At 64.3% G+C, this 23830-nt stretch carries 20 protein-coding genes; 8 read left to right on the top strand and 12 right to left on the bottom strand.

The features are described from left to right. Positions 1–118: 118 nt before the first annotated feature. Together GGI48_RS21815 and GGI48_RS21810 are read left to right on the top strand one after the other, a co-directional pair. On the top strand, positions 119–736 hold the full coding sequence (locus GGI48_RS21815) for a LuxR C-terminal-related transcriptional regulator (RefSeq protein ID WP_016965538.1): 618 nt from the start codon (positions 119–121) through the stop codon (positions 734–736). A gap of 174 nt (positions 737–910) precedes the next feature. Continuing rightward, complete coding sequence (locus tag GGI48_RS21810) at positions 911–1342, top strand: HEAT repeat domain-containing protein (RefSeq protein ID WP_179600015.1); 432 nt, start codon at positions 911–913, stop codon at positions 1340–1342. 42 nt (positions 1343–1384) lie between these two features. On the opposite strand, the gene GGI48_RS21805 is transcribed toward GGI48_RS21810, so the two are convergent. Beyond that, positions 1385–3727, bottom strand: coding sequence for a bifunctional diguanylate cyclase/phosphodiesterase (locus GGI48_RS21805; protein WP_179602090.1), 2343 nt, complete (start codon positions 3725–3727; stop codon positions 1385–1387). 401 nt (positions 3728–4128) lie between these two features. On the opposite strand from GGI48_RS21805, the gene lon reads away from it, so the two are divergent. The 5 genes from lon to cmoB all read left to right on the top strand — a co-directional run bounded on the left by lon (position 4129) and on the right by cmoB (position 9606). After that, on the top strand, positions 4129–6549 hold the full coding sequence (gene lon / locus GGI48_RS21800) for an endopeptidase La (protein WP_260620499.1): 2421 nt from the start codon (positions 4129–4131) through the stop codon (positions 6547–6549). 159 nt (positions 6550–6708) lie between these two features. After that, complete coding sequence (locus GGI48_RS21795; RefSeq protein ID WP_016965542.1) at positions 6709–7101, top strand: protease inhibitor I42 family protein; 393 nt, start codon at positions 6709–6711, stop codon at positions 7099–7101. Position 7102: 1 nt separating this feature from the next. Continuing rightward, complete coding sequence (locus tag GGI48_RS21790) at positions 7103–7738, top strand: lysoplasmalogenase (RefSeq protein WP_179600013.1); 636 nt, start codon at positions 7103–7105, stop codon at positions 7736–7738. 171 nt (positions 7739–7909) lie between these two features. Beyond that, positions 7910–8653 carry a carboxy-S-adenosyl-L-methionine synthase CmoA gene (gene cmoA, locus GGI48_RS21785; protein ID WP_179600011.1) on the top strand — a complete coding sequence of 248 codons (744 nt, stop codon included), beginning with the start codon at positions 7910–7912 and terminating at the stop codon, positions 8651–8653. Then, entirely contained in the window at positions 8650–9606 is a 957-nt protein-coding gene (gene cmoB / locus GGI48_RS21780; protein ID WP_179600009.1) for a tRNA 5-methoxyuridine(34)/uridine 5-oxyacetic acid(34) synthase CmoB, read from the top strand. The genes cmoA and cmoB overlap by 4 nt, the downstream gene beginning before the upstream one ends. Before the next feature lie 162 nt (positions 9607–9768). Here cmoB and tadA read toward each other — a convergent pair whose 3' ends face one another. The 7 genes from tadA to treP form a co-directional block, all read right to left on the bottom strand. After that, a complete protein-coding gene (gene tadA / locus GGI48_RS21775) occupies positions 9769–10257 on the bottom strand; it encodes a tRNA adenosine(34) deaminase TadA (protein ID WP_047305914.1) in 489 nt (162 codons plus the stop codon). Next, complete coding sequence (locus GGI48_RS21770; RefSeq protein WP_103741931.1) at positions 10257–11633, bottom strand: multicopper oxidase family protein; 1377 nt, start codon at positions 11631–11633, stop codon at positions 10257–10259. The genes tadA and GGI48_RS21770 overlap by 1 nt, the downstream gene beginning before the upstream one ends. Before the next feature lie 199 nt (positions 11634–11832). Continuing rightward, positions 11833–12123, bottom strand: coding sequence for a PTS transporter subunit EIIB (locus GGI48_RS21765; RefSeq protein WP_103741930.1), 291 nt, complete (start codon positions 12121–12123; stop codon positions 11833–11835). 2 nt (positions 12124–12125) lie between these two features. After that, the gene (ptsP, locus tag GGI48_RS21760; RefSeq protein ID WP_179600007.1) at positions 12126–14654 is read right to left on the bottom strand and encodes a phosphoenolpyruvate--protein phosphotransferase; all 2529 of its coding nucleotides are present in this window, start codon (positions 14652–14654) and stop codon (positions 12126–12128) included. Between the two features lie 60 nt (positions 14655–14714). Continuing rightward, entirely contained in the window at positions 14715–15938 is a 1224-nt protein-coding gene (locus GGI48_RS21755; protein ID WP_179600005.1) for a maltoporin, read from the bottom strand. An 89-nt stretch (positions 15939–16027) separates the two neighbouring features. Beyond that, positions 16028–17674 carry an alpha,alpha-phosphotrehalase gene (gene treC / locus GGI48_RS21750; protein ID WP_179600003.1) on the bottom strand — a complete coding sequence of 549 codons (1647 nt, stop codon included), beginning with the start codon at positions 17672–17674 and terminating at the stop codon, positions 16028–16030. A gap of 60 nt (positions 17675–17734) precedes the next feature. Beyond that, the gene (treP, locus tag GGI48_RS21745; protein ID WP_103741926.1) at positions 17735–19177 is read right to left on the bottom strand and encodes a PTS system trehalose-specific EIIBC component; all 1443 of its coding nucleotides are present in this window, start codon (positions 19175–19177) and stop codon (positions 17735–17737) included. A gap of 230 nt (positions 19178–19407) precedes the next feature. Between treP and treR the strand changes: the two genes are divergently transcribed. Further along, on the top strand, positions 19408–20112 hold the full coding sequence (treR, locus tag GGI48_RS21740) for a trehalose operon repressor (RefSeq protein WP_016968314.1): 705 nt from the start codon (positions 19408–19410) through the stop codon (positions 20110–20112). Positions 20113–20128: 16 nt separating this feature from the next. On the opposite strand, the gene GGI48_RS21735 is transcribed toward treR, so the two are convergent. From GGI48_RS21735 to guaA, 4 genes are all read right to left on the bottom strand, one after another. Next, positions 20129–20650 (bottom strand): helix-turn-helix transcriptional regulator, encoded by a 522-nt coding sequence (locus tag GGI48_RS21735; protein WP_016968315.1) that lies wholly within the window; start codon positions 20648–20650, stop codon positions 20129–20131. 5 nt (positions 20651–20655) lie between these two features. Beyond that, positions 20656–20934, bottom strand: coding sequence for a hypothetical protein (locus tag GGI48_RS21730; protein ID WP_042942202.1), 279 nt, complete (start codon positions 20932–20934; stop codon positions 20656–20658). 262 nt (positions 20935–21196) lie between these two features. Further along, the gene (locus tag GGI48_RS21725) at positions 21197–22081 is read right to left on the bottom strand and encodes a M24 family metallopeptidase (RefSeq protein ID WP_179599988.1); all 885 of its coding nucleotides are present in this window, start codon (positions 22079–22081) and stop codon (positions 21197–21199) included. A gap of 148 nt (positions 22082–22229) precedes the next feature. Beyond that, positions 22230–23807: a glutamine-hydrolyzing GMP synthase gene (gene guaA / locus GGI48_RS21720; RefSeq protein ID WP_103741924.1), complete on the bottom strand. Its 1578-nt coding sequence runs from the start codon at positions 23805–23807 to the stop codon at positions 22230–22232. Positions 23808–23830 lie beyond the last annotated feature (23 nt).

The following is a 23830-nucleotide window of genomic DNA, read 5'->3' as shown; positions in this document are numbered from 1 at the left end:
GCCGTGGTCTTTTGCCGCTCGGCCAAACCGCGTTTCGAACACGACCAGCGGCCCGTTACAACGCCGCGCGTCAAGTTAGCATGCGCGCAGGACTGGATGTTTCAAGGAGTTTCACGACATGACCTGCCGGATTATCGTCGCCGACGACCACCCGCTGTTTCGCGAAGGCATGCTGCGCACCCTTCAGCGCCTGCTGCCCGGGGCCCTGCTCGAAGAGGCCGGCGACCTGGCGGCAGTGCTGGCCCTGGCCCAGACCGGCGAGGAGCCGGACTCGCTGATTCTCGACCTGCGCTTTCCCGGCCTGACCTCGGTGAGCCTGATTGCCGACCTGCGCCGCCAACTGCCGCGGACCTCGATCATCGTGGTGTCGATGGTCGACAACCAGGACCTGATCGGCGAGGTCATGGCCGCCGGGGCCGACGGCTTCATCGGCAAGAGCATCAGCCCGGAGGAGATCGGCCAGGCGATCCAGGCCATCCGCGAAGGCGAGGTGGTGGTCAAGTACGCGCCTTCCGGCCTGCTGCTGCCGCTGGACGCCGGCGCCGAAGTGAGCCAGCTGACCACCCGGCAACAGGAAGTCCTGCGGCTGATCGCCCAGGGCAAGACCAACAAGGAAATCGCCCGGGAACTGGAGATCTCGCCGTTCACCGTGCGCATCCATGTGTCGTCCCTGCTGCATGCCCTCAAGGTGCCCTCGCGCGCAGCCGCCGCGGTGAAGTTCGCCGGAACCTGGTAAAGCGCGCCCCGGAATCGACCGCGGCCATTGGTCCCGGTAGCCCCTTTAATGCTGGGAAGCCCTGCGCAAATAAGGCAGCATCGGTCCTGGCACGCCTGAATAAACACCATGGCATTGGGTGGCAGACCAGGAACAGCGTGCTGGCGCCGCCGCCCTAAGCAGGAGAAAGACATCATGAATACGGATAAACGTGATGAATTGTTTGACCGGTTACAGCACTGGTTCGGTGACTCGGAAGCCGCCAACTGGAACGAATACGCCACCGAGCAGGTGGCCAAGGGCGTGCTTAGCGCCTTTACCCCGGCGCAATGGCAACGACTCGGCGAGACGCTGCTGTCCCGGCCCGAGTACTGGCAGCACCGCTGCGCGGTATCCCTGGGCGAGTTGCGAACCCCACCGGCCATCGCCTTGTTGAAACGCCTGCTGGCGGACTCGCCCTACCTGGATGTAAGGATCATGGCGATCTATGAGCTGGACTGGGCCGAAGCCGCCATCGAACCGCGCTACGCGCCCTGCATCCAGGAAATCATGGACAACCTCAGCGCCGAAGACATCGAACCGGAACTGCACAGCCTGCTGACCAAGGCCGAATCGGCCCGCCTCTGACGCCCCACCCCGGATGCCGGCCGCGGCAGGCATCCAACGCCCTCAACTGGGCACCCGCGACCTCAACGCCCAGCGCTCGAAAGCCTCGGTGACCAGGGGCCGACTGATCAGGTACCCCTGCAGCGTGTCGCAGCCCCAGCTTTCCAGCAGGCGCAGGCAATGCTCGAACTCCACCCCTTCGGCCACCACCTTGAGCCCCAGCTTGTGGCTCATTTCAATGGTCGAGCGCACGATCACCGCGTCACCACTGGTTTCGTTCAGGTTGCGGATAAAGGACTGGTCGATCTTCAGCTCCTGCACCGGCAGGCGCTGCAACTGCGCCAGGGATGAATAGCCGGTGCCGAAATCGTCCACCGACAGGCTGATGCCGCAACCCCGCAAGCGCTGCAGCACGGCCAGGGCCTGCTGCGGATTGCGCATGATGGCGCTCTCGGTGATTTCGAAGACCAGCTGTTCGGCCGCCACCTGGTAGCGCTCCAGGCATTCGCTGACCCGGACTTCCAGGCCGTCGTCCTCCAGGTCACTGGCGGAAATGTTCAACGATAGGCGCACCGGCAAGGCCCGGCGGTTCCATTCGGCCAGTTGGCCGATGCAGGCCTCGATGACCCAGGACGTCAGGCTGTGCATGCTGCCGGTCCGCTCGGCCAGGGGAATGAACTCCGCCGGCGACACCACGCCGAACACCGGGTGCTGCCAACGCAGCAGGGCTTCGGCCTGGTGCCGGTCATCCCGCTGCCGATCGAGCTTGGGCTGATACAGCAAGAACAGCTCGTCTTCGGCCGCGGCACGGCGCAAATCGCGGATCAGGCTGATCTGCCGCTGATGGGCCAGGTCGCGGTCCTGCTGGTAGACCTGCAGGTAGCCGGGGTTGAGCGAGGCGTCGTGGCGCGCGATGGCCGCGCGGCTGATCAACTCCTCGGCGCACTGGCCGTCGGCGGGGTACACCGCCATGCCCATGCAGATCTGCCGCCGGACCTCGTCGCCGTGGATCCGTTGCGGCTGGCTCAACAGCTCATGCAGGCGATCGGCCACGGCAATGGCGCCGTCCAGTTCGGTGTTCTCCAGCAGCAGGAGAAACTCGCTGGCGGTGATCCGCGCGGCGGTATCGCCCTGGGTCAGGACCTCCGGCAACCGCCGGCTGAGTTCGCCCATCATCTGTTCCAGCCCTTCGCTGCCGAAGCCTTCGTGGATCGCCCGGTGATTGTCGATGCCCAGGTACAGCAGGACCACCTTGCGCCGGGCGGCGATGGCCTGGCCCAGGCGTTCGATGGCCAGGGCCCGATTGGGCAGACCGGTCAGGGGATCGTGCAGGGCATTGTGGGCCAGTTGCCGCTCACGGGTGGCAATGGCGCTCTGCATGGCGTTGAAGGCATCCGCCAGGACCCCGAATTCATCGCTGCGCTTGATGGCGACCGCGGCCTGATAGTTGCCGGCGCCGATGCGCCGGGCGGCTTCGGCCAGGTCCTCCAGAGGCCGCGAAACCCGCCGCGCCATCAACAGCGCGCAGACCAGGGACACCACCAGGGCCACCAGGGCGATCCACAGGAACTCCCGGTCCAGTGGCGCGAAGGCTTGCAGGGCCTGCTCCAGGGGGCTTTGCAGCAAGACCATGACCCGTGGATCGGCGGGGTCCCCGGTATTGGCCAGTTGCAGGGCCTGGTTGAGAAAACGCTGGCCATGGGCGTCGCTCAACGGCGGCAGCGACTGCCACAGCGGATCGCCGAGGGCGTTGATGATGGGTGACCAGAAGAACTCCGGCTGGGTGCTGAACAGCTCGCCGGGGCGCTGGGCGTCGACGGTCAGGAACGACACTTCCAGGTTGCTCATGGAGCGCAGCTCCCGGGCGAACAGCTCGTCCATGGGAAACCCCATGACCACCCGGGCCAGGGGCGAGGAGGCCTGCACCTGCCCTTGCACCAGCAGGTAGGGACGGCCCTGGATCGCGACGAACAGCATGTGGGTGTCATGACGCCAGGCCCGGCGCAGGGCCTGGTCATAGAGAAAAGGCCGGTCCCGGGCCACCGCCGGCAGGGTGCTGGCGATGACCCGGCCGTCGGGACTGAGCACGAACATCTCGCTGGAACGGATGCCGCCGCGGTGCTGGGCCAGGGCCGCGAGAATATCCACCGGCTTGCCACTGAGCACGGCCCGGCGGAACTCCGAGTCCAGCACCAGCCAGTCGACCCCGTATTGCAGCGTGCGCCCCCGCAGGTCCAACAGGCGCTCGAAGACCCGGGTGCCGATTTTCAATTGCTGCTGCGCCTGCTTTTCCACCGCTTGCGTGGTCGCGGTCTTGACTGCGAAATACACCGCCCCGATCAGCACCAACAGCAACAGCGCCAGCACCCCGACAATCCTTGCCTGAAAGGTCCGGCGCCACCTCATAGGGTCGTGCACAGCGGTGTCGATCGCCCCTCGGGCCGGGAACCTGGCGACACGGGTGACCACCGCCGAGCGCTGAAAAATCCATTCTTCATACCCATCCCTCTGAAAAGCTGAATGTGTGCGTCAAATAAATGCCAGTATCGATCCGACATTCCGGTCGTTCAGATTAATCCTCAAGTTGCGGAAGATCACGCAATAAAATCGGTGGTTACACAGTCATTTTATTGACAATCAATCTCCGTCAGAGTGGGCAAGAGTGCCATCGGTTCCCCCTCGACACGACTGAACGCGGCCCCCGGGGCGGTTTCCCCCGGGCTGAAAAAAGCTGAAACCTGTTGCCCATTGAAACCCGTCATGACCTGCCCCATCTAAGCTGCATAGCCCATCGCGCAGGAGCCTCCATGAGCGACCAGCAAGAATTCCCCGAAGATCCCCGCGACTACGTCGATCCGCAGCAGACCGAACAATCGAGTGCCCATGGCACCGGCCTGGCCCTGCCCGGACAGAACCTGCCGGACAAGGTCTACATCATCCCGATCCACAATCGGCCGTTCTTTCCGGCCCAAGTGCTGCCGGTCATCGTCAACGACGAACCCTGGGCCGAAACCCTGGAACTGGTGAGCCAGTCCGAGCACCACTCCCTTGCCCTGTTCTACATGGACACCCCCCCGGAAGATCCGCGGCACTTCAATACCTCGTCGCTGCCGGAGTACGGCACCCTGGTCAAGGTCCACCACGCCAGCCGCGAAAACGGCAAGCTGCAATTTGTCGCCCAGGGCCTGAGCCGGGTGCGCATCCGTACCTGGCTCAAGCACCATCGTCCGCCGTACCTGGTGGAAGTCGAATACCCGCACCAGCCCAGCGAGCCCACCGACGAGGTCAAGGCCTACGGCATGGCGCTGATCAACGCGATCAAGGAGCTGCTGCCGCTCAATCCGCTGTACAGCGAAGAGCTGAAGAACTACCTCAACCGCTTCAGCCCCAACGATCCGTCGCCGCTGACCGACTTCGCCGCGGCCCTGACCTCCGCCACCGGCAACGAGTTGCAGGAAGTGCTGGACTGCGTGCCGATGCTCAAGCGCATGGAAAAAGTCCTGCCGATGCTGCGCAAGGAAGTCGAAGTGGCGCGCCTGCAGAAAGAGATTTCCGCCGAGGTCAACCGCAAGATCGGCGAGCACCAGCGCGAATTCTTCCTCAAGGAACAGCTCAAGGTGATCCAGCAGGAGCTGGGGCTGACCAAGGATGACCGCAGCGCCGACCTGGAGCAGTTCGAGCAGCGGCTGAGCGGCAAGGTGCTGCCGCCCCAGGCGCAGAAACGCATCACCGAGGAAATGAACAAGCTGTCGATCCTCGAAACCGGCTCGCCGGAATACGCCGTGACCCGCAACTACCTGGAATGGGCCACCGCCGTGCCCTGGGGCATCTACGGCGAGGACAAGCTCGACCTCAAGCACGCGCGCAAAGTGCTCGACCAGCACCACGCCGGGCTCGATGACATCAAGAACCGCATCCTCGAATTCCTCGCGGTGGGCGCCTACAAAGGCGAGATCAGCGGCTCCATCGTGCTGCTGGTGGGCCCGCCGGGCGTGGGCAAGACCAGCGTCGGCAAGTCCATTGCCGAATCCCTGGGGCGGCCGTTCTACCGCTTCAGCGTCGGTGGCATGCGCGACGAAGCCGAGATCAAGGGCCACCGCCGCACCTACATCGGCGCCCAGCCGGGCAAGCTGGTGCAGGCCCTCAAGGAAGTGGAGGTGATGAACCCGGTGATCATGCTCGACGAGATCGACAAGATGGGCCAGAGCTACCAGGGCGACCCGGCCTCGGCGCTGCTGGAGACCCTCGATCCGGAGCAGAACGTCGACTTCCTCGACCATTACCTGGACCTGCGCATGGACCTGTCCAAGGTGCTGTTCGTGTGCACCGCCAACACCCTGGATTCGATCCCCGGCCCGTTGCTGGACCGCATGGAAGTGATTCGCCTGTCGGGCTATATCACCGAAGAAAAACTCGCCATCGCCAAACGCCACCTGTGGCCCAAGCAGCTGGAAAAGGCCGGCGTGGCCAAGACCAGCCTGAGCATCAGCGACAGCGCCTTGCGCTCGGTGATCGACGGCTACGCCCGGGAAGCCGGGGTGCGCCAGCTGGAGAAACAACTGGGCAAGCTGGTCCGCAAGGCAGTGGTCAAGCTGCTGGACCAGCCGGACGCCAGGATCAAGATCGGCCCCAAGGACCTGGAAGCCTCTCTGGGCATGCCGGTGTTCCGCAACGAGCAGGTCCTGAGCGGCACCGGGGTCATCACCGGCCTGGCCTGGACCAGCATGGGCGGCGCCACCTTGCCGATCGAGGCCACGCGGATCCACACCCACAACCGCGGCTTCAAGCTCACCGGGCAATTGGGTGATGTGATGAAAGAGTCGGCGGAGATCGCCTACAGCTACGTCAGCTCGCACCTCAAGCAGTTCGGCGGCGACAGCAAGTTCTTCGACGAAGCCTTCGTTCACCTGCACGTACCGGAAGGCGCCACGCCCAAGGACGGCCCGAGTGCCGGGGTGACCATGGCCAGCGCCCTGTTGTCTCTGGCACGCAACCAGCCGCCGAAAAAAGGCGTGGCCATGACCGGCGAGCTGACCCTCACCGGGCACGTGCTGCCGATTGGCGGGGTGCGCGAGAAAGTCATTGCCGCGCGGCGGCAGAAGATCTTTGAGCTGATCCTGCCCGAGCCCAACCGTGGGCATTTCGAGGAACTGCCGGAGTACCTCAAGGAAGGCCTCACCGTGCACTTCGCCAAGCGCTTTGCCGACGTGGCCAAGGTACTGTTCTAAATCCCTTCGCCGGCCAGCCGGCTCCTACAGGTTGTCCCTTGTAGGAGCCGGTTGGCCGGCGAACAGGCCATAACCGCCAACCTCCATCCCTGCCCCACACCGCCCATCATCTTCAGTTATGCTCGCCGTTCGTCACGAATGATCGGAGCTTCCTGACCCATGCCTGCACACCGCCTTCTTGCCTTGTTCAGTCTTGCCCTGCTGAGCGCTTGCGCCAGCCAACCCAAGCAAAACGTCAGCGTGGACAACCAGAACCAATGCCCTCTGCACCTGCACAACGGGCAAACCCTGACCCTGACCCTGCCGAGCAACCCCACCACCGGCTATCGCTGGGCCATCCAGGATTCGGCCGGCGGCATCCTGCGCAAGGTCAGCCCCGAGGTCTACAGCAACCCCGAGGACACCGGCCTGGTAGGCAGCGGCGGGCAGTCGACCTGGCGCTTCCAGGCCTTCGCCACTGGCCAGGGCCGACTGTTGCTGACCTACCAGCAACCCTGGGCACCGGAAGAAGCCCCGGTAAAGGCCTTCGACTGCTCGATCACGGTCAACTGACATGGGCTGGCTGATTCTTGCGCTGATGGGCGCCGCCACCTTCATCTACGGGGTCAGCGTGCATGCCACGCTGCTCTGCCTGCTGGTCAAGCCGCTACCGGTGCTGGCCCTGCTGGGCTGGCTGCACGATGCGCCGCCCGGGGACTACCGCCGCTGGATCATCCTCGGCCTGCTGTTCTCGGTGCTGGGGGACGTGCTGCTGGCCTGGCCTTCGGACCTGTTCGTGTTCGGCCTCGGGGCCTTCCTGGTGGCCCACCTGGCCTACCTCAAGGCTTACCTCAGCGATTGCCGACGCCCGGCGCTGTTGCCGCTGGCGGTGGCCCTGGCCATTGGCGCGGGGCTGTTGAGCATTCTGATTTCCCACGGCCTGGGCCCGCTGCTGATCCCGGTGATCGTCTACGCCCTGACCATCAGCGCCATGCTCTGGCGGGCCCTGGCGCGCCTCGGCTCGGCGGTGCCCAAACGCTCGGCGGCACTGGCGGCGGCGGGGGCCTTGAGTTTCGCCTTCTCCGACAGCCTGATCGGTATCAGCCGCTTCGTGCTGGCCTTCGATGCCGCGCCCTACCTGATCATCATTTTCTACTGGCTGGGCCAGTGGGGCATCGCCGCTTCGGCATTCAGCCAGAAGCCGCGCTGACCTGCCTTCGCCCACAGGCCGGTCCCTACAATCTGTAGGAGCCGGCCTGCCGGCGAACAGCATCACACCTTGTGTCGCCCTTGCCCCCCTGAAGGCCCTGCGGGCCTTATCGCAGCCTGCGCCAGCGGCTACAATGCCGCCCTCTTTTTTATCTCCATCGCCGGAACCGCCGTGAGCAAAGAACCCGACCGCCTATTCGCCCAGCCCCTGGCCCAGGTGCCCAACTTCGCCTTCAACGAGGATGTGGTGCGGGTGTTCCCGGACATGATCAAGCGCTCGGTGCCGGGTTACCCGACCATTGTCGAGAACCTCGGGGTGCTGGCGGCGCAGTTCGCCCAGCCCCACAGCGTGCTCTATGACCTGGGCGCCTCCCTGGGCGCAGTGACCCAGGCCCTGCGCCGCCATGTGCGCACCGACGGTTGCCGGGTCATCGCCGTGGACAACTCGGCGGCCATGGTCGAGCGCTGCCGGGAATACCTCAACGGCCAGGATTCGATGTTCCAGGAGCTGCTGCCGGTGCAGGTGGTCGAAGGCGACATCCTGGCCCTGGAGTTCCAGCCGGCCTCGGTGGTGGCCTTGAACTTCACCCTGCAATTCATCGCCCCGGAGCAGCGTCTGGCCCTGCTCGGGCGCATCCGCCAGTCGTTGCTGCCCGGCGGCGCGCTGATCCTCTCGGAGAAGCTGCGCTTCAACGACACCGAGGAGCACGCCCTGCTCACCGACCTGCACATCGCCTTCAAGCGCGCCAACGGCTACAGCGAACTGGAAATTGCCCAGAAGCGCAGCGCCATCGAAAACGTCATGAAGCCCGACAGCCTCGAAGAACACCGCGAACGCCTGCTGGCGGCTGGGTTCTCGAAAGTCGTGCCGTGGTTCCAGTGTCTTAACTTTGCCTCGTTGATTGCCCTGCCATGATTGATCTGTCCCCCCTCGCCCGCCGTCTGGCGGGCACGCCCCTGGCCGCCTGGGCTGCCGGTCTGCAAGCCCAGCTCGATGCCAAGATGGAGAAGGGCCATGGCGACCTGGAACGCTGGCAAAGCGCCCTGGATGCGCTGCCGAAGATCCAGCCCAGCGAAGTCGACCTGGTCAACGGCCTGCGCCTGGACACCGACTGCGACGACGCTACCCGGGCGCAGATGCGCACCGCCCTGATGGGCCTGTCGCCGTGGCGCAAAGGGCCGTTCGATCTGTTCGGCGTGCACGTGGACACCGAATGGCGCTCGGACTGGAAATGGTCGCGGGTGGCCCCGCACCTGAACCTTGAAGGCAAACGCATCCTCGATGTCGGCTGCGGCAATGGCTACTACATGTGGCGCATGCTCGGCGCCGGCGCCCACAGCGTGATTGGCGTCGACCCCAACTGGCTGTTCTTCTGCCAGTTCCAGGCAGTGCAGCGCTACCTGTCGGAGCCCTCGGTGTGGCACCTGCCGTTCCCCTTCGAAGACCTGCCGGCCAACCTGGAAGGTTTCGACACGGTGTTTTCCATGGGTGTGTTCTACCACCGCCGTTCGCCCATCGAGCACCTGCTGGCGCTCAAGGACTGCCTGGTCAAGGGCGGTGAACTGGTGCTGGAAACCCTGGTAGTGGAAGGCGATCAGCATCAGGTGCTGGTGCCGGAAGACCGCTATGCGCAGATGCGCAACGTGTGGTTCCTGCCCTCGGTGCCGGCCCTGGAACTGTGGCTGCGACGCGCCGGATTCAGCGACGTGCGCTGCGTGGACGTGAGCGTGACCAGCGTCGAGGAGCAACGCGGCACCGAGTGGATGAAGTACCAGTCCCTGAGCGACTTCCTGGACCCCAACGATCACAGCAAGACCATCGAAGGCCTGCCGGCGCCGATGCGCGCGGTGATTGTCGCCAGAAAATAACGCCGCCTTCCCCCCGTAGCAGCTGGCCGGGCGGCGTTCCGCTTGCCAGCGAAGGCGCCCGCCAGAGCGGCGCAAGGCTCAAGGGCCTGTTCGCCGGCAAGCCGGCTCCTACGCTTTTTGTAGGAGCGAGCTTGCTCGCGAAAACCGCAGACGCGTTTGCGCTCAGCGCGCTCGACGCGCCTTGAAGAACTCGCTCAACACCGTGCCGCACTCTTCGGCCAGCACCCCGCCTTCGTACAGCACCCGATGATTGAGAAACCCCTGGGTAAAGAACTGGCCCTGGCTCTGCACTATGCCCGCCTTGGGCTCCAGGGCGCCGTACACCACCCGGGCAATGCGCGAATGGACAATCAGCCCGGCGCACATGCTGCAAGGTTCCAGGGTCACGTACAGGGTGCTGCCGGGCAGGCGATAGTTGCTCACCGCCTGGGCCGCCGCGCGGATCGCCACCATTTCGGCGTGGGCGCTGGGGTCGCTGCCGCTGATCGGGCAGTTGTAGCCGCGGCCGATGATCTGGCCATCCAGCACCAGCACCGCGCCCACCGGCACTTCTCCCAAGGCGGCGCCTTGGGCGGCCAGGGCCAGGGCTTCGCGCATGAAGTCCTGGTCGCGGCTGCGGTCGATGATCGGCGCCGGGCGTATCTGACGCATCACGCCACCTCGATGGCGGCCATCAGACCGGTTTCCATGTGGTCGATCACGTGGCAATGGAACATCCAGACCCCGGGGTTATCCGCCACCAGCGCCACGCGGGCACGCTCGTTCTTGCCCAGCAGGTAGGTGTCGGTGAAATAGGGGGTGATCTTCTTGCGGTTCGAGGCGATGACTTTGAAGCTCATGCCGTGCAAGTGGATCGGGTGCTGGTACTGAGTCATGTTCTTCAATTCGAAAATGTAGCTCTTGCCCTTTTTCAGGGTGGCGATCGGCCGATCGGCGCAAGTCTTGTCGGTGATGTCCCAGGCTTGGCCGTTGATCTGCCACAGGCTCGGCGGCTGGCCATTGTCCACGTTCACCGAGACCGAGCCAACCCACTCGAAATTGAAGTTGAGCTTCTCGGCGTTGTCGAGATCCGGCTCGGCCACCGGGTTGGCCGGCAACGCTGGCGGCCACTGGGTCGGCGCGTCGTTGTTGGCCACCGAACGCAAAGTGCCCAGGCGCACCGGCCCGTTGCGCAGGGCCAGCTCCTGCCCCGCCGCCGGGGCCTTGATCGCCAGGCAGATGCGCATGCCCGGGCCCAGCCAGTATTCCTTGCCCAAGGGCCGCGGCTCGATGGGGTTGCCGTCCAGCGCGTAGATCTGCGCTTCGACATCGGGAATGTTGATGCGGTAGGTCAGGGTGTTGTCCAGGTTGAGCAGGCGCACCCGGGTGATCTGCCCCGCCGGCAGGTCGATCACCGCCTGGGACACGCCGTTGATGGTGGACAGGCGCCCGGCGGTGCCGCCCCGCGCCGCTTCCCGCGGGACGCTGAAGGACGTGAAGGCGCCCTCTTCATCCACGTGCCAGCTTTTCAGGCTCAGGGTGCGTTCGTACTGGAAGCCGGTGGGTTCGCGCTCTTCGACGATCAGCGGGCCCACCAGGCCGCGGCCCAGTTCCTCGCTGCTGTTGACGTGGGGGTGATACCAGTAGCTGCCGGCATCCGGCACGCGGAACTTGTAGTCGAAGTATTCCCCCGGCAGCACCGGCAGTTGCGAGACGTAAGGCACGCCGTCCATTTCCAGGGGCAGGCGGATGCCGTGCCAGTGGATGGTGGTGGCCACCGGCAAGTGGTTGATAAAGCGCACCCGCAGCCACTCGCCCTGGCGCACCCGCAGTTCGGTGCCCGGTGCCGATGGGCCGAACGCCCAGGCTTGGGTCTTGTGCCCCGGCACCAGTTCCACATCCAGCGGCGCGGCGATCAGCTCATAGTCGTGGCCCGCTTCGGCGTCGGCCCTCTTTCCCAGCCAGTAACGCGAGGCGCCGCCCGCTCCCACGCCCACCACTACCAGACCGGCCAGACCACCGAGTATTTGTCGACGGGTAAAGGACATGGACTCAACTACCTCACGTATCCGCGGCGGGCCCAGGCCCGCAAAAGGCGAATACGATACACCCGCAGTTGAGAAACAGTAAGGCCGGCGCGGCGACCGGACGCAGGCGGGACGGGGAAACGATGGGTGTTTTCGAGAGTCTGCTAGCTGGCAAGCCCGTTGCTCTTGTAGGAGCCGGCTTGCCGGCGAACAAGCCCCCTCAGCCCTGCAAGCCCAACAGCAGATGCACCACGCCACCGGCCAGAGGCATCACCGCCGGCACCCCGGCCACCCGCAGGGCACTGGCATCGAGCAACTGCGGATCATGCAGTTCCAGGCGCAGACGGGTCAGGGCCAAGGGTTGCTGGCTCTTGATGTTGGCGCTGCCGCCCAAGGCCTGCAGCATCGCGGCATTGAGCCGGCTGGCGCTGGCCGTCGGGGCCTTCGGCTGATCAGGGATCAGGTCTGGAGTCAGGGCCTTCCAGAACGCCCGTTGCAATTTCTCGAACATCTTCAGTTCTCCAGAACCAGTGAGTCGGCGGCGACTTGCTGCTGTTGCAGGCATTCACGTACCTGAACCGCGTCTTCCAGATCGATGATCCGCGCAGCCAAGGCCTGGCACTGGCTCAGGTCCAGCTCCCGTACCCGGGCCTTGATGGCAGGGATCAGCGGCACGCTCACCGACAATTCATCCACCCCCAGGCCCAGCAACAGCGGCACCGCCAGCGGCTCGGAAGCCAGCGCGCCACAGACCCCGACCCACTTGCCGTGGGCATGGGCGGCCTGCACCGTGCGCGCGATCAGGCGCAGCACCGATGGATGGAAGCTGTCGGCCTGACCGGCCAGGCGCGGATGATCGCGGTCCATGGCCAGGGTGTACTGGGTCAAATCGTTGGTGCCGATGGAGAAGAAATCCACTTCCGGGGCAAAACGATCCGCCATCAAGGCCGCCGAAGGCACCTCGATCATGATGCCCAGCTTGGGTCGCTGCGCGAGGCCCAGGGCCTGGACCTCTTCATCCAGTAGCTGGCGCGCCTGACGCAGCTCCGCCAGTTGGCTGACCATCGGCAGCATGATGTGCAGGCGGGCCTCTCCAGCGCAGGCGAGCATCGCCCGCAACTGCTCACGCAATAGTTCGGGACGCTCCAGGCACAGGCGGATGCCGCGCAGGCCGAGAAAGGGGTTGGCTTCACGGTCCATGGGCACATAGGCCAGGGGCTTGTCGCCGCCGACGTCCAGGGTCCGCACCACCAGATTGCGCGTCGGCCCCAGGGCCCGGGCAATGGCTCGATAGGTTTCGGCCTGCTCCTCGGGGCTCGGGGCCTGGCTGCGGTCCTGGTAGAGAAACTCCGAACGCAACAGGCCGACGCCTTCACCGCCCAGGCTCATGGCCTGCTCGGCCTCCGCCAGGGAGGCAATATTGGCCGTGACTTCCAGGTGATGGCCGTCGCGGGTCACCGCGGGATGCGCGGCCTGGGCCAGGTCCTGCTGCTGGCGCTGGCGCTGCTGCTGACGCAGGGCCTGCAATTGCTGCACCCGCTGCGGGTCCGGGTCCGTATGCAGTTCGCCGCGATCGGCATCCAGCAGGACCCGGGTGCCATTGACCAGCGATAGCACCCGCGGCGACAGGCCACAGATCGCCGGCAGGCCCAAGGCCCGGGCCAGAATCGCCACATGGCTGGTGGCGCCGCCGCCAACGGTGACAAACCCCAGCACCTTGGTCGTGTCCAGGCTCGCGGTCTGCGAAGGGGTCAGTTGCTCGGCAATCAGGATCGCCTGATCCGGCAGGTTCAGGGCCTGCTCCTGCACCCCGAGCAGCAGCTTGAGCACCCGTTGGCCGACGTCCGCCAGATCCACCGCGCGCTCGGCCAGCAGGCTGCTGCCCAGGCCCTTGAACAACTCGGCGGTGAGTTCAATGGCGCTGTTCCAGGCAAAGGCCGCGCTCTTGCCGGTGGCGATCAGGGCGTCGGCCTGCTCCAGCAGGCTCGGGTCGTCGAGTAGCTCCTGATGGGCGCGGAAGATCTCCTGCTGGGCGTCACCGCTGGCGCTGTCCCGCAGCAGTTGCAGAGCCTCCCGGGCCTGGGCCAGGGCCCGCCCCAGAGACTCGCGCTCCTGCTGCGGGCTGGTTGCCGCTTCGCGTATCTGCAGGCGCTGCTCGGCCACTTGCAACACCTGACCGAATGCCGAGCCCGGTGACGCGCAGACGCCTCGCCACAACGGATCCAGCGCATCATCAAGCACCACCCGTGGTTCGGGGCTTGCTGCGGCGCTGATCGTTTCGCCACAACCGGACGCCAGCAGCGCCACCAGCGCCTGGATCGCCTGCTCGGCATCCGCGCCCACGGCGCTGACCTGCAAGGCATCGCCCTGCACGGTCTGCAAGGCCATGATCGACACCAGGGACTTGGCATTGGCCGAATCCTCGCGCCGATGCAGGTAGATATTCGCGGCAAAGCCCTTGGCCGCCTGGGCCAGCAGCGCCGCCGGACGCGCATGCAGGCCCTGGGGGTTGCCGAGGATCAGCGGTTCGGAAAACAGCGCCGGCCCTGCGACCTCCGGGGTGTGCGCGGCTGCGGCGCCAGGGTCGAGGCGCAGCACCGGCTGCCCTGTTTCCACCAGCACGCTGTCGCCGACCAGCCCGGTCACCGCTTCGCCACTGACCACCAGCATCAGGGTCAGCAGGCTGCGGGCGTGCAGGGCCAGGTAGTCGGCGTCGAACTCGATCAGCGGCTGGCCTGCCGTGACCTGCTGACCTTCCTCGATCAGGCAGGTGAAGCCCTTGCCCGCCAGATTCACCGTATCCAGCCCGATGTGCAGCAGCACCTGCTGGCCCTGTTCACCGGTGATGCTCACTGCATGGCCGCTGTGTTGCAGGTTGCTGACCACCCCGGACAGCGGTGCGCAGAGGGTCTGGGAAGTCGGGTCGATGCACAGCCCGTCACCGATCACCCGGCTGGAAAACACCGGGTCCGGAACCTGCTCCAGGGGCAGCAGCACCCCGGACAGAGGCGCGAGCAATTGCAAGGGTTGGGTTATGGCCATGACGTCACCTGCTAATGATTCCTTGAAGTGCCGATGGAGCGCGAGCCCCGACAGCATCGCTTATTTCCACCAGTACTCGACCTGCAAGCCGACGTTCGCGCCGTGCCGGGCGTTGCCGAACACGCCGCTGTCGGACAGCGCGGAACCGGCCGCCAACTCATTGGCCGCGCGTTTGGCGGCCTCGTTCCAGCTGGCGTAGGTGTAGTACAGGCGCACCTCCGGCCGGGCCCAGAAGTCCGGGCCCTTGGGTGACCAGGTCGGCGCGAAGGTGAACTTGCTGAGTTTGCGTGTGCCCCCGGGCGCTTCCACCTGATCGTGGCCAAACTCGGTCACCAGCTTGAACTGCTCGGTGATGGCATAGGCCGGGCGCACGCCCAGGGAGATCCAGTTCTGGTCCTGGCCGTCGGGGCGGATGTCCTTCTGATAGACCGCCTCGACCTGGCCGCCGAAACGCGGGGTGACCTGCCAGTCGAAGAACTCCACCAGGCGATAGCTCTTGTTGCCGTCATCCAGGTAGGGATTGCCGGTATAGCCCAGGCCGGTGCCGGGGCCTTCGCCGTATTGCAGGGCGAGTTTGTTCTTGCCGCCGAAGAAGTCCTTCTGCACATGCTGGGTGGTGAGCGCCCAGCCATTGTGGGCACCCCGGCGATCGGGCTTTTCCAGGTAGCTCAGGCCCAGCTCCAGCTCGCCGCCGGGGTTGGTCTGAAAGCCGGCGACGTTGAAGTCGTGACGGCTCACCGCCTGCTTCTGGTAGAGGTTGTCCTTGCGGGAAAAGGCGTAGCTGTATTTCAGATCGCCGATGCGCACGTCCTCGACCCCGCCGCCGGTAGCGCTCTGGTTCCAGTAGTAGAAGTCGGAAATATGGATGTCGTTACGCTTGTAGTAACGGCGCCCGGCCCACAGCGAGCCGCCATTGAGGCTGGGCAGGTTCGACCACTGGGCGTACAGCTGCGGCATGCGCGCCGAACCGTTTTCGCCCTGGAAGCTCAGGTTGCGGTCGTAGCGGTTGTAGAGCGAGGCCATGCCGTCGACGCTGAGCACCGAGCCGTCATCCAGGGTGTACAGGTCCTGGCGCAACTCCAGCTCGGCGTACTGCTCGCACTCGTTGCCCAGGCGGTACTTGGACTGCGCGCCGGGCAACTGGAAGCAGGACTGCGAGCCGCTGTTGACCGAGGTGCCCAGGCCACTGCGCAGGTAACCGGCAAACTCCAGGGCCTGGGCCGGAAAGGGCAAGGCCAGGCACAGGCAGGACGCCGCCAGAGCACGATTTATGGTTGTTCTCATAAGCCACCGATTATTTTTATTGTGTTGTTCGAATTCGTAGGCGCCGGGCCAAAAAGCTGCCCTGGCCCGGTTCGCCGGCAAGCCGGCTGCTACAGGGTCAGGTGCAGGACGAAGGATTCGTAGGGCCGCAGGTGCAAGTGCTGGCTGCGCGGCTCGTGGTCCGGGTAGTTGCTGATCAGCAGGCGCTGTTGCATACCGGTGCTGATCACTGCTTCCGGCAACTCGACCTCGCACGGCGCGCCATAGAAGTTGTTCACCACCAACAGACGCTCGCCGTCGCCCTCACGCACATAGGCCCAGACTTGCCGATGCTCGGGCAGCAACTGGCGATAGAGGCCGTGCTGGATCAGCGCCTCCTGGCGGCGCAAGGCGATCAGCCGACGATAGTGATGCAGCACCGAATCCTGGTCATCGAGCTGGGCCGCGACATTGATCTGGCTGGCGTTGGCCGGTATCCCGATCCACGGCTCGGCGCTGCTGAAACCGGCATTCACCCCGGCATCCCACTGCATCGGCGTGCGTCCGTTGTCCCGGGATTTTTGCTGGATCGCCGCCATGATGGCCTGCGGGTCTTCACCGGCCTCGCGCTTGAGACGGTGGATGTTCAGGGTCTCGACATCGCGATACTGCTCGATGCGCTCGAAATGCGGATTGGTCATGCCCAGCTCTTCGCCCTGGTAGACAAAAGGCGTGCCCTGGAGCAGGTGCAGAGCGGTGGCCAGCATCTTCGCCGACACCACCCGGTGTTCGCCGTCGTCGCCAAAGCGCGACACCACTCGCGGCTGGTCGTGGTTACACCAGAACAGCGCATTCCAGCCGCCACCGGCCTGCATGCCGGTTTGCCAGTCGGAGAGGATGCGCTTGAGTTCGAGGAAGTCGAAATCGGCCCGCAGCCACTTCTGCTGGTTGGGGTAATCCACTTTCAGGTGATGGAAGTTGAAGGTCATCGACAGCTCCTTCGACTCCGGATGGGAATAGCGGATGCAGTGCTCCAGACACGTGGAGGACATCTCGCCGACATTCACCAGATCGTGCCCGGCGAACACTTCCCGATGCATTTCCTGCAAGTACTCATGAACGTTCGGGCCATCGGTGTAGAAGCGGCGGCCGTCGCTCTGGTCCTCGGGGAAATCCGCCGGTTTGGAGATCAGGTTGATCACGTCGAGGCGGAAGCCGCCGACGCCCTTGTCGCGCCAGAAGCGCATCATCTTGAACACCTCGGCGCGCACCTGGGGGTTGTCCCAGTTGAGATCGGCCTGGGTGTGATCGAACAGGTGCAGGTAGTACTGCCCGGTCTGAGCCTCGTACTCCCAGGCCGAGCCGCCGAACTTGGACTCCCAGTTGTTGGGCGCGTCACGCCAGATGTAGAAGTCCCGGTACGGGTTGTCCAGGCTGCTGCGGGCCTGCTGGAACCAGGCGTGCTCGATGGAGGTGTGGTTGACCACGATATCCAGCATCAGCTTGATCCCGCGCTTGCCGGCTTCGGCGATCAGCAACTCGCAGTCGGCCATGCTGCCGTAGCTGGGATCGATGGCGTAATAGTCGCTGATGTCATAACCGTTGTCCCGTTGCGGCGAGCGCAGGAACGGGGTCAGCCACAGGCAGTCGACCCCCAGCCATTGCAGGTAGTCGAGCTTGTCCACCACGCCCAGCAGGTCGCCGGTGGGCTGGCCTTGGTGGCTGTGAAAACTCTTCGGGTAGATCTGGTAGATCACCGAACGCTGCCAGTCTTGCATGGGGGAATCCTTTGGAAAGTGCGAGGACATTCGCCGGCGAGCCGGCGCCTACAGGGCCGGTCAGGCCACGCGATAGCCGGGGCGGATGATCTTCAGGCTCAGGCCGCAGGTGAGGACAAAAGGCACCACCAGGGCGATGAGCATGCCAATGACGAACATCGGGATGTACTGGGGAATGATCGAGATGAACCCCGGCAGCCCGCCGACGCCAATGGCCGAGGCCTGGACCTTGTTCAGCGACAGGAACACGCTGCCCAGGGCCGAGCCGATCAGCGCGGCGTAGAAGGGAAACTTGTAGCGCAGGTTGACGCCGAACATCGCCGGCTCGGTGATGCCGAAGTAGGCGGAAATCGCCGAGGTCGAGGCCATGCTGCGGTCCCGGGCATTGCGGCTCATGATGAACACCGCCAGGGCCGCGCTGCCCTGGGCCAGGTTGGACATGACGATCATCGGCCAGATGAAGGTGCCGCCCTGGGTGGCGATCAGTTGCAGGTCGACGGCCAGGAACATGTGGTGCATGCCGGTGATCACCAGCGGCGCATAGAGCAGGCCGAAGATCGCGCCGCCGAGCATGGGCGCCAGCTCGAACAGGGTGACCACGCCTTCGGTGATCAGAATCCCCAGGTGCCGGGTTACCGGACCGATGATCGCCAGGGCCAGCACGCCGGTGACCACGATGGTGGTGATGGGCACCACCAGCAGGGTGATGGCGTTGGGCACCCGGGCCCGCAGCCACTTTTCGATCACGCTCATCACGTAAGCCGCCAGCAGGATCGGCAGGATCTGCCCCTGGTAGCCGACCTTCTCGATCTGGAACAGGCCGAAGATATCGAAGTACGGCAGGCTCTGGCCGTCCAGCCCGGCCACCGCCTTGCCATAGTTCCAGGCATTGAGCAGGTCCGGGTGCACCAGCATCAGGCCGAGGACGATGCCGAGGATCTCGCTACCGCCAAAGCGCTTGGCCGCCGACCAGCCCACCAGGGCCGGAAGGAACACGAAGGAGGTGTTGGCCATCAGGTTGATCAGGCTCCAGAGCCCGTCGAGGCCCGGGTAGGCCTCAAGCAGGGTCTTGCCCTCGATGAACATGCCCTTGGCCCCCAGCAGGTTGTTCACCCCCATCAGCAGGCCGGCGATGATCAGCGCCGGCAGGATCGGCATGAACACATCGGAGAACACCCGCACCAGACGCTGCATGGCGTGGGTCTTTTGCGCGCCCTTGTCCTTCACATCGGCAATGGTCGAGGCCGCCAGGCCGGTCTGCTGGCGCAAGGCGGCATAGACCTTTTCCACCTCGCCGGGGCCAATCACCACCTGGAACAGGCCACCGGTGAAAAACGAGCCTTTGACCAGATCGATCTGGTTGAGGGTGGCGCTGTCGACCAGGCTCGCATCCTTCAGGGCCAGGCGCAGGCGGGTCACGCAGTGGGCCGCCTGTTCGAGGTTGTCGGCGCCACCGAGGCTGTGCAGCAACTCGCTGGCGATCGTTGAATAGTCGTGGCTCATGCTTGTTCTTCCACCTGAGATTTTTGTTATTGGCAGCACGCCGAGGGGCAAATTACTCGTCTGTACGAGTTAAATCAACAACTCGTACAGACGAGTTTGGAATTTTCTACCAAGACGCCCTTGGGCCCGGCCTTTTCCAGCCGCGCAGCCCTTGCCCGGGCGCATGGACAAATGCCCCGTCCAGCCCTTAAGGTGCCTGCCTTGAGCACAGTCCGGCACAGAGCCATCCCATGAGTAAGTACAACCAGATCTACAGCGATCTGCTTGCCAGCATCACCACCGAACGCCTGGAGCGCGGCGCCCGCCTGCCTTCGGAAACAGAGTTGATGGACAGCTACCAGGCCAGTCGCGGCACCGTGCGCAAGGCCATCGAATTGCTGCAGGAGCGCGGCTTCGCGCAGAAGATCCATGGCAAGGGCACTTTCGTGCTCTCGCCGACGCCCATCGAATTCCAGCTGGGTGGCATCGTCAGCTTCCAGGAAACCTATCCGCGCCTGGGGGATGACGTCAGCACCGAGGTGGTGGAGTTCAGCCAGTTCCCCCTGCAAGGCGCCCTGCGCAACCATCTGCAGGCGGAAGAAGGCAGCCTGATCACGCGGATCAAGCGCGTGCGGCGAATCGACGGCAAGCGGGTGATTCTCGACATCAACCATTTTGTCGCCGAGCTGATTCCGGGGCTGGACCGGCAGATCGCCGAGCACTCGATCTACGCCTACATCGAACAGACCCTGCAACTGAACATCAGCTATGCCCAGCGCACCATCGAGGCCAGCCCGCGGAGCAAGGACGACCAGCAGTTGCTCGACCTGGACGGCCAGAGCCATGTGATCGTGGTGAGCAACCAGACCTTTCTCCAGGACGGGCGGCAGTTCGAGTACACCGAATCACGGCACACCCTGGACAAGTTCTACTTCTCCGACGTGGCCCGGCGCTAAGCCCCACCCTGCCCCGTCAGCCCAGCAGTGCCACCAGTTCACCGCTCAAGGGGCCGATGCGCTTGGACTCCTTGGCGGTGTTCACCTGCTGCGCCACCCGCGCCACCTCGATCACCGGGTGCTTGAGGGGGTAGCCGCCCTTGCTGTCCAGCCAGCTCAGGACCTCCGCCAGATGCCACAGCGAAGTGCTGCCTTCATGGATCGCCAGGGGAAAACTGTCGGCGTGGCCGAGCATCAGCTTGCGCATGTTCTGCCGTGATACGCCGACGATCTCGGCGATCTCGCTGAGGCCGACGAAATCCGGGCTGGCCTCCACCAGCCGCGCCTCGGGGATGATCCGTTTGATATCGCCCAGGGCGCTGAGCAGCGCCGCCTCGGCACTCTCGGCCTCGCGGCTGAACTCCAGGGCCAGACGCCCGGCCAGGCCGGTGCCGACCAGAACGTCGGTGCACCCCGCCGCACCGAGGCGCTCCACCAGTTGCAGCGGATCGCAGCCCTCCAGCGGCAGCAGATAGTTGAGGGTGAACAGGTATTCCATGGTGCTTACTCCTGACGGGCTGCCGGCGCCTGGGCCCCGCGCAGCTGATTCACGGTGCAGTTGTCGATCACCCGGCAAAGCGCCCGGGCGTGCTGGGTCGGGTTCTTCGGTGTACGCCAGACACTGGTGATGCAGAACTCGCCACAGCGACACACTTCGTTGTTGTACGGGCAGTAGATACGCCCCCAGGCATGACCACCGCCGACCTCGATGCGCCAGCCCTGCCATTCGGCGTAGCGCAGGGCCATTTCAATGTCCTTCTTGGGATGAGTTGCACGAGCCATCCATAGCCTCCAGTATCGTCAGGAATACAAGGTTGTCAACTGACAACCAAAAACAATCTGATCAACGTCGCTCAGCGGATAATTCGCTGCCAAGGCAAAACAGTGAGGTGCAGACTCGAAGGGTAGACCGCGCCCCTGAGGCTAAACGGGGCAATATCTTTCCCGGTATTGCGCGCATACGAAAAAGCCGGGGTTTCCAATACCTGGACATACAAATGGCGATCCACCCAAGGCGTGATCGCCATTTTTTGTAACACAGACTTCAATCGACAAATCGGCTGAAACGCTCTACTCCCTCCTCCGTTACTCGGACCATGGCACTGACCACCACCCCATCGCATCGATCACCAGCGACCACATTCCAGCCGTTGGGCATCACCCGGACGTGAGCGGAGCCGGCCTTGGCCAACACCTGAATATTCAGCACCTGCCCGGCCACCATGAGCTCGGAATTATCCTTTACGCGGTACCCCAGTACCTGGGGCGCCTGGATTCGTTGCCTGCCCATGCCATAGCCGCAATATTCAGCCACCGCGCTGAATCCCTGGACGTCCAGCACATCCTGGATGGCACCACCGATAGCCCCCAGAGGCTCACCACTGCGGACCTGTTGCAAGCCCTGTTCCAGAGCATCCTTGGCACAACTCAGCAGACGCAACTGTTCCGCGCTGGCCCCAGGCGTGGCAAAGGTCCAGGACTGGGCGCCATACCCCTTGTGGGATGACACCACGACCTCGACCTTGACCAATGCACTGGCCGGCAAGAGTTTCTCCGAGGGCAGGCAACTGATCAGCTCCGCATTCACCGAGACAGGAACGGCTGCGGGGTACCCCTTGTAGCCCACCAGCGCAGGCAGCAACTGCCGGCTATCAAGCTGCTGGAGCACATGCTCCTGAATCTCCAGGCGCGACACCCCCTCCACCATAAACGGCTTGAGCGACAGCAGAATGTCCGTCACCTCGGCCGCGAGACGCCTCTCTTCAGCCACAATCTCCGGCTCCGGCAAGGTGCCGATCAGCGCAAAGGCTTCGCGATTGGCCGCGGCAAAACGATCAAAACGCGACAATGGCTGCGCTGTCGCGCTCGGCAGTTCAGGCGCTTCTGCCGCCAGGCCCAAGGTTCGCAGCAACTTGCCAAACACACTCATCTCAACATCCCTATCCGATGACCCGCCTCGCAGGGCGGCCCGTTTTCTTTAGCAAAAAAGCCCCTGATCTCGCGATCAGGGGCCTTCTTAGCGGACTAGAAAATACTCGTCCCTTTCACCCAAGCCTGACTAGCGTGAGGCTGCGGGATCACTCCCACTCAATTGTCGCCGGCGGCTTGCTCGACACGTCGTAAGTGACGCGGGAGATGCCTTCGATCTCGTTGATGATCCGGCCGCTGACGGTTTCCAGCAGTTCGTAAGGCAGGTGCGCCCAACGTGCGGTCATGAAGTCGATGGTTTCCACGGCGCGCAGGGCCACGACCCAGGCGTAACGACGGCCATCACCCACCACGCCCACCGATTTCACCGGCTGGAACACCACGAATGCCTGGCTGACCTTGTGGTACCAGTCGGCCTTGCGCAGTTCTTCGATGAAGATGTGGTCGGCGCGACGCAGCAGGTCGGCGTATTCCTTCTTCACTTCACCCAAGATGCGCACGCCCAGGCCCGGGCCCGGGAACGGGTGACGGTAGACCATGTCGTACGGCAGGCCCAGTTCCAGGCCCAGACGGCGGACTTCGTCCTTGAACAGCTCGCGCAGCGGTTCAACCAGCTTGAGGTTCATTTCTTCCGGCAGGCCGCCCACGTTGTGGTGCGACTTGATCACATGGGCCTTGCCGCTTTTTGCGCCAGCCGACTCGATGACGTCCGGGTAGATGGTGCCCTGGGCCAGGTACTTGATGTTTTCCAGCTTGCAGGATTCGGCATCGAACACGTCGATGAAGGTACGGCCGATGATCTTGCGCTTCTTCTCCGGGTCCGACTCGCCGGCCAGGTTGTTGAGGAACTGCTCCTCGGCGTTGGCGCGAATCACTTTGACGCCCATGTTCTCGGCGAACATGGCCATCACTTGCTCGCCTTCGTGCAGGCGCAGCAGGCCGTTGTCGACGAAGACGCAGGTCAGTTGGTCGCCGATGGCCTTGTGCAGCAGGGCCGCGACCACCGAGGAGTCGACGCCGCCGGACAGGCCCAGCAGGACGTTGTCGCTGCCGACCTGGGCGCGGATCTGGGCAATCGCGTCTTCGGCGATCTTCGACGGGGTCCACAGCGCTTCGCAACCGCAGATGTCGAGGATGAAGCGCGACAGAATGCGGCCGCCCTGCTTGGTGTGGGTCACTTCCGGGTGGAACTGCACGCCGTAGTAGCGCAGGTCATCGTTGAACATGCCGGCAATCGGGCAGCTCGGGGTGCTGGCCAGGATGTGGAAGTCCTTGGGCATCTTGGTGACCTTGTCACCGTGGCTCATCCACACATCGAGACCGAACAGGCCGTCGGCGTCGACGTGGTCTTCGATGCCGTCCAGCAGGCGGCTCTTGCCCACCACGTCAACCCGGGCGTAACCGAATTCGCGCAGTTCGGAACCTTCGACCTTGCCGCCCATTTGCTCGGCCATGGTCTGCATGCCGTAGCAGATGCCGAAGACCGGAACGCCCAGATCGAACACCGCTTGCGGGCAGCGAGGGCTGTTGGCTTCGTGCACGGACTCGGGACCGCCGGCGAGGATGACGCCTTTGGGAGCGAATTCGCGGATCGCTTCGTCGTCCATGTCGAACGGATGCAGTTCGCAGTAGACCCCGATTTCACGCACGCGGCGGGCGATCAATTGGGTGTACTGGGAACCGAAGTCGAGGATCAGAATGCGGTGGGCGTGAATGTCGAGGGCCATGGTCAGTCTCGTCTAATTTCAGA

The sequence above is a fragment of the Pseudomonas protegens genome (genome assembly GCF_013407925.2).
In the GTDB taxonomy this organism is placed as follows: domain Bacteria; phylum Pseudomonadota; class Gammaproteobacteria; order Pseudomonadales; family Pseudomonadaceae; genus Aquipseudomonas; species Aquipseudomonas fluorescens_AP.
The sequence above is the reverse complement of the archived record's forward strand: the minus strand, read 5'-3'. Positions and strand labels throughout refer to the sequence as shown.

Bases quoted from the DNA above. Each gene is read 5' to 3' on its own strand.
- GGI48_RS21815 (WP_016965538.1), top strand. From the start codon at position 119: ATGACCTGCCGGATTATCGTCGCCGACGACCACCCGCTGTTTCGCGAA.
- GGI48_RS21810 (WP_179600015.1), top strand. From the start codon at position 911: ATGAATACGGATAAACGTGATGAATTGTTTGACCGGTTACAGCACTGG.
- GGI48_RS21805 (WP_179602090.1), bottom strand. From the start codon at position 3,727: ATGAGGTGGCGCCGGACCTTTCAGGCAAGGATTGTCGGGGTGCTGGCG.
- lon (WP_260620499.1), top strand. From the start codon at position 4,129: ATGAGCGACCAGCAAGAATTCCCCGAAGATCCCCGCGACTACGTCGAT.
- GGI48_RS21795 (WP_016965542.1), top strand. From the start codon at position 6,709: ATGCCTGCACACCGCCTTCTTGCCTTGTTCAGTCTTGCCCTGCTGAGC.
- GGI48_RS21790 (WP_179600013.1), top strand. From the start codon at position 7,103: ATGGGCTGGCTGATTCTTGCGCTGATGGGCGCCGCCACCTTCATCTAC.
- cmoB (WP_179600009.1), top strand. From the start codon at position 8,650: ATGATTGATCTGTCCCCCCTCGCCCGCCGTCTGGCGGGCACGCCCCTG.
- tadA (WP_047305914.1), bottom strand. From the start codon at position 10,257: ATGCGTCAGATACGCCCGGCGCCGATCATCGACCGCAGCCGCGACCAG.
- GGI48_RS21770 (WP_103741931.1), bottom strand. From the start codon at position 11,633: ATGTCCTTTACCCGTCGACAAATACTCGGTGGTCTGGCCGGTCTGGTA.
- GGI48_RS21765 (WP_103741930.1), bottom strand. From the start codon at position 12,123: ATGTTCGAGAAATTGCAACGGGCGTTCTGGAAGGCCCTGACTCCAGAC.
- ptsP (WP_179600007.1), bottom strand. From the start codon at position 14,654: ATGGCCATAACCCAACCCTTGCAATTGCTCGCGCCTCTGTCCGGGGTG.
- GGI48_RS21755 (WP_179600005.1), bottom strand. From the start codon at position 15,938: ATGAGAACAACCATAAATCGTGCTCTGGCGGCGTCCTGCCTGTGCCTG.
- treC (WP_179600003.1), bottom strand. From the start codon at position 17,674: ATGCAAGACTGGCAGCGTTCGGTGATCTACCAGATCTACCCGAAGAGT.
- treP (WP_103741926.1), bottom strand. From the start codon at position 19,177: ATGAGCCACGACTATTCAACGATCGCCAGCGAGTTGCTGCACAGCCTC.
- treR (WP_016968314.1), top strand. From the start codon at position 19,408: ATGAGTAAGTACAACCAGATCTACAGCGATCTGCTTGCCAGCATCACC.
- GGI48_RS21735 (WP_016968315.1), bottom strand. From the start codon at position 20,650: ATGGAATACCTGTTCACCCTCAACTATCTGCTGCCGCTGGAGGGCTGC.
- GGI48_RS21730 (WP_042942202.1), bottom strand. From the start codon at position 20,934: ATGGCTCGTGCAACTCATCCCAAGAAGGACATTGAAATGGCCCTGCGC.
- GGI48_RS21725 (WP_179599988.1), bottom strand. From the start codon at position 22,081: ATGAGTGTGTTTGGCAAGTTGCTGCGAACCTTGGGCCTGGCGGCAGAA.
- guaA (WP_103741924.1), bottom strand. From the start codon at position 23,807: ATGGCCCTCGACATTCACGCCCACCGCATTCTGATCCTCGACTTCGGT.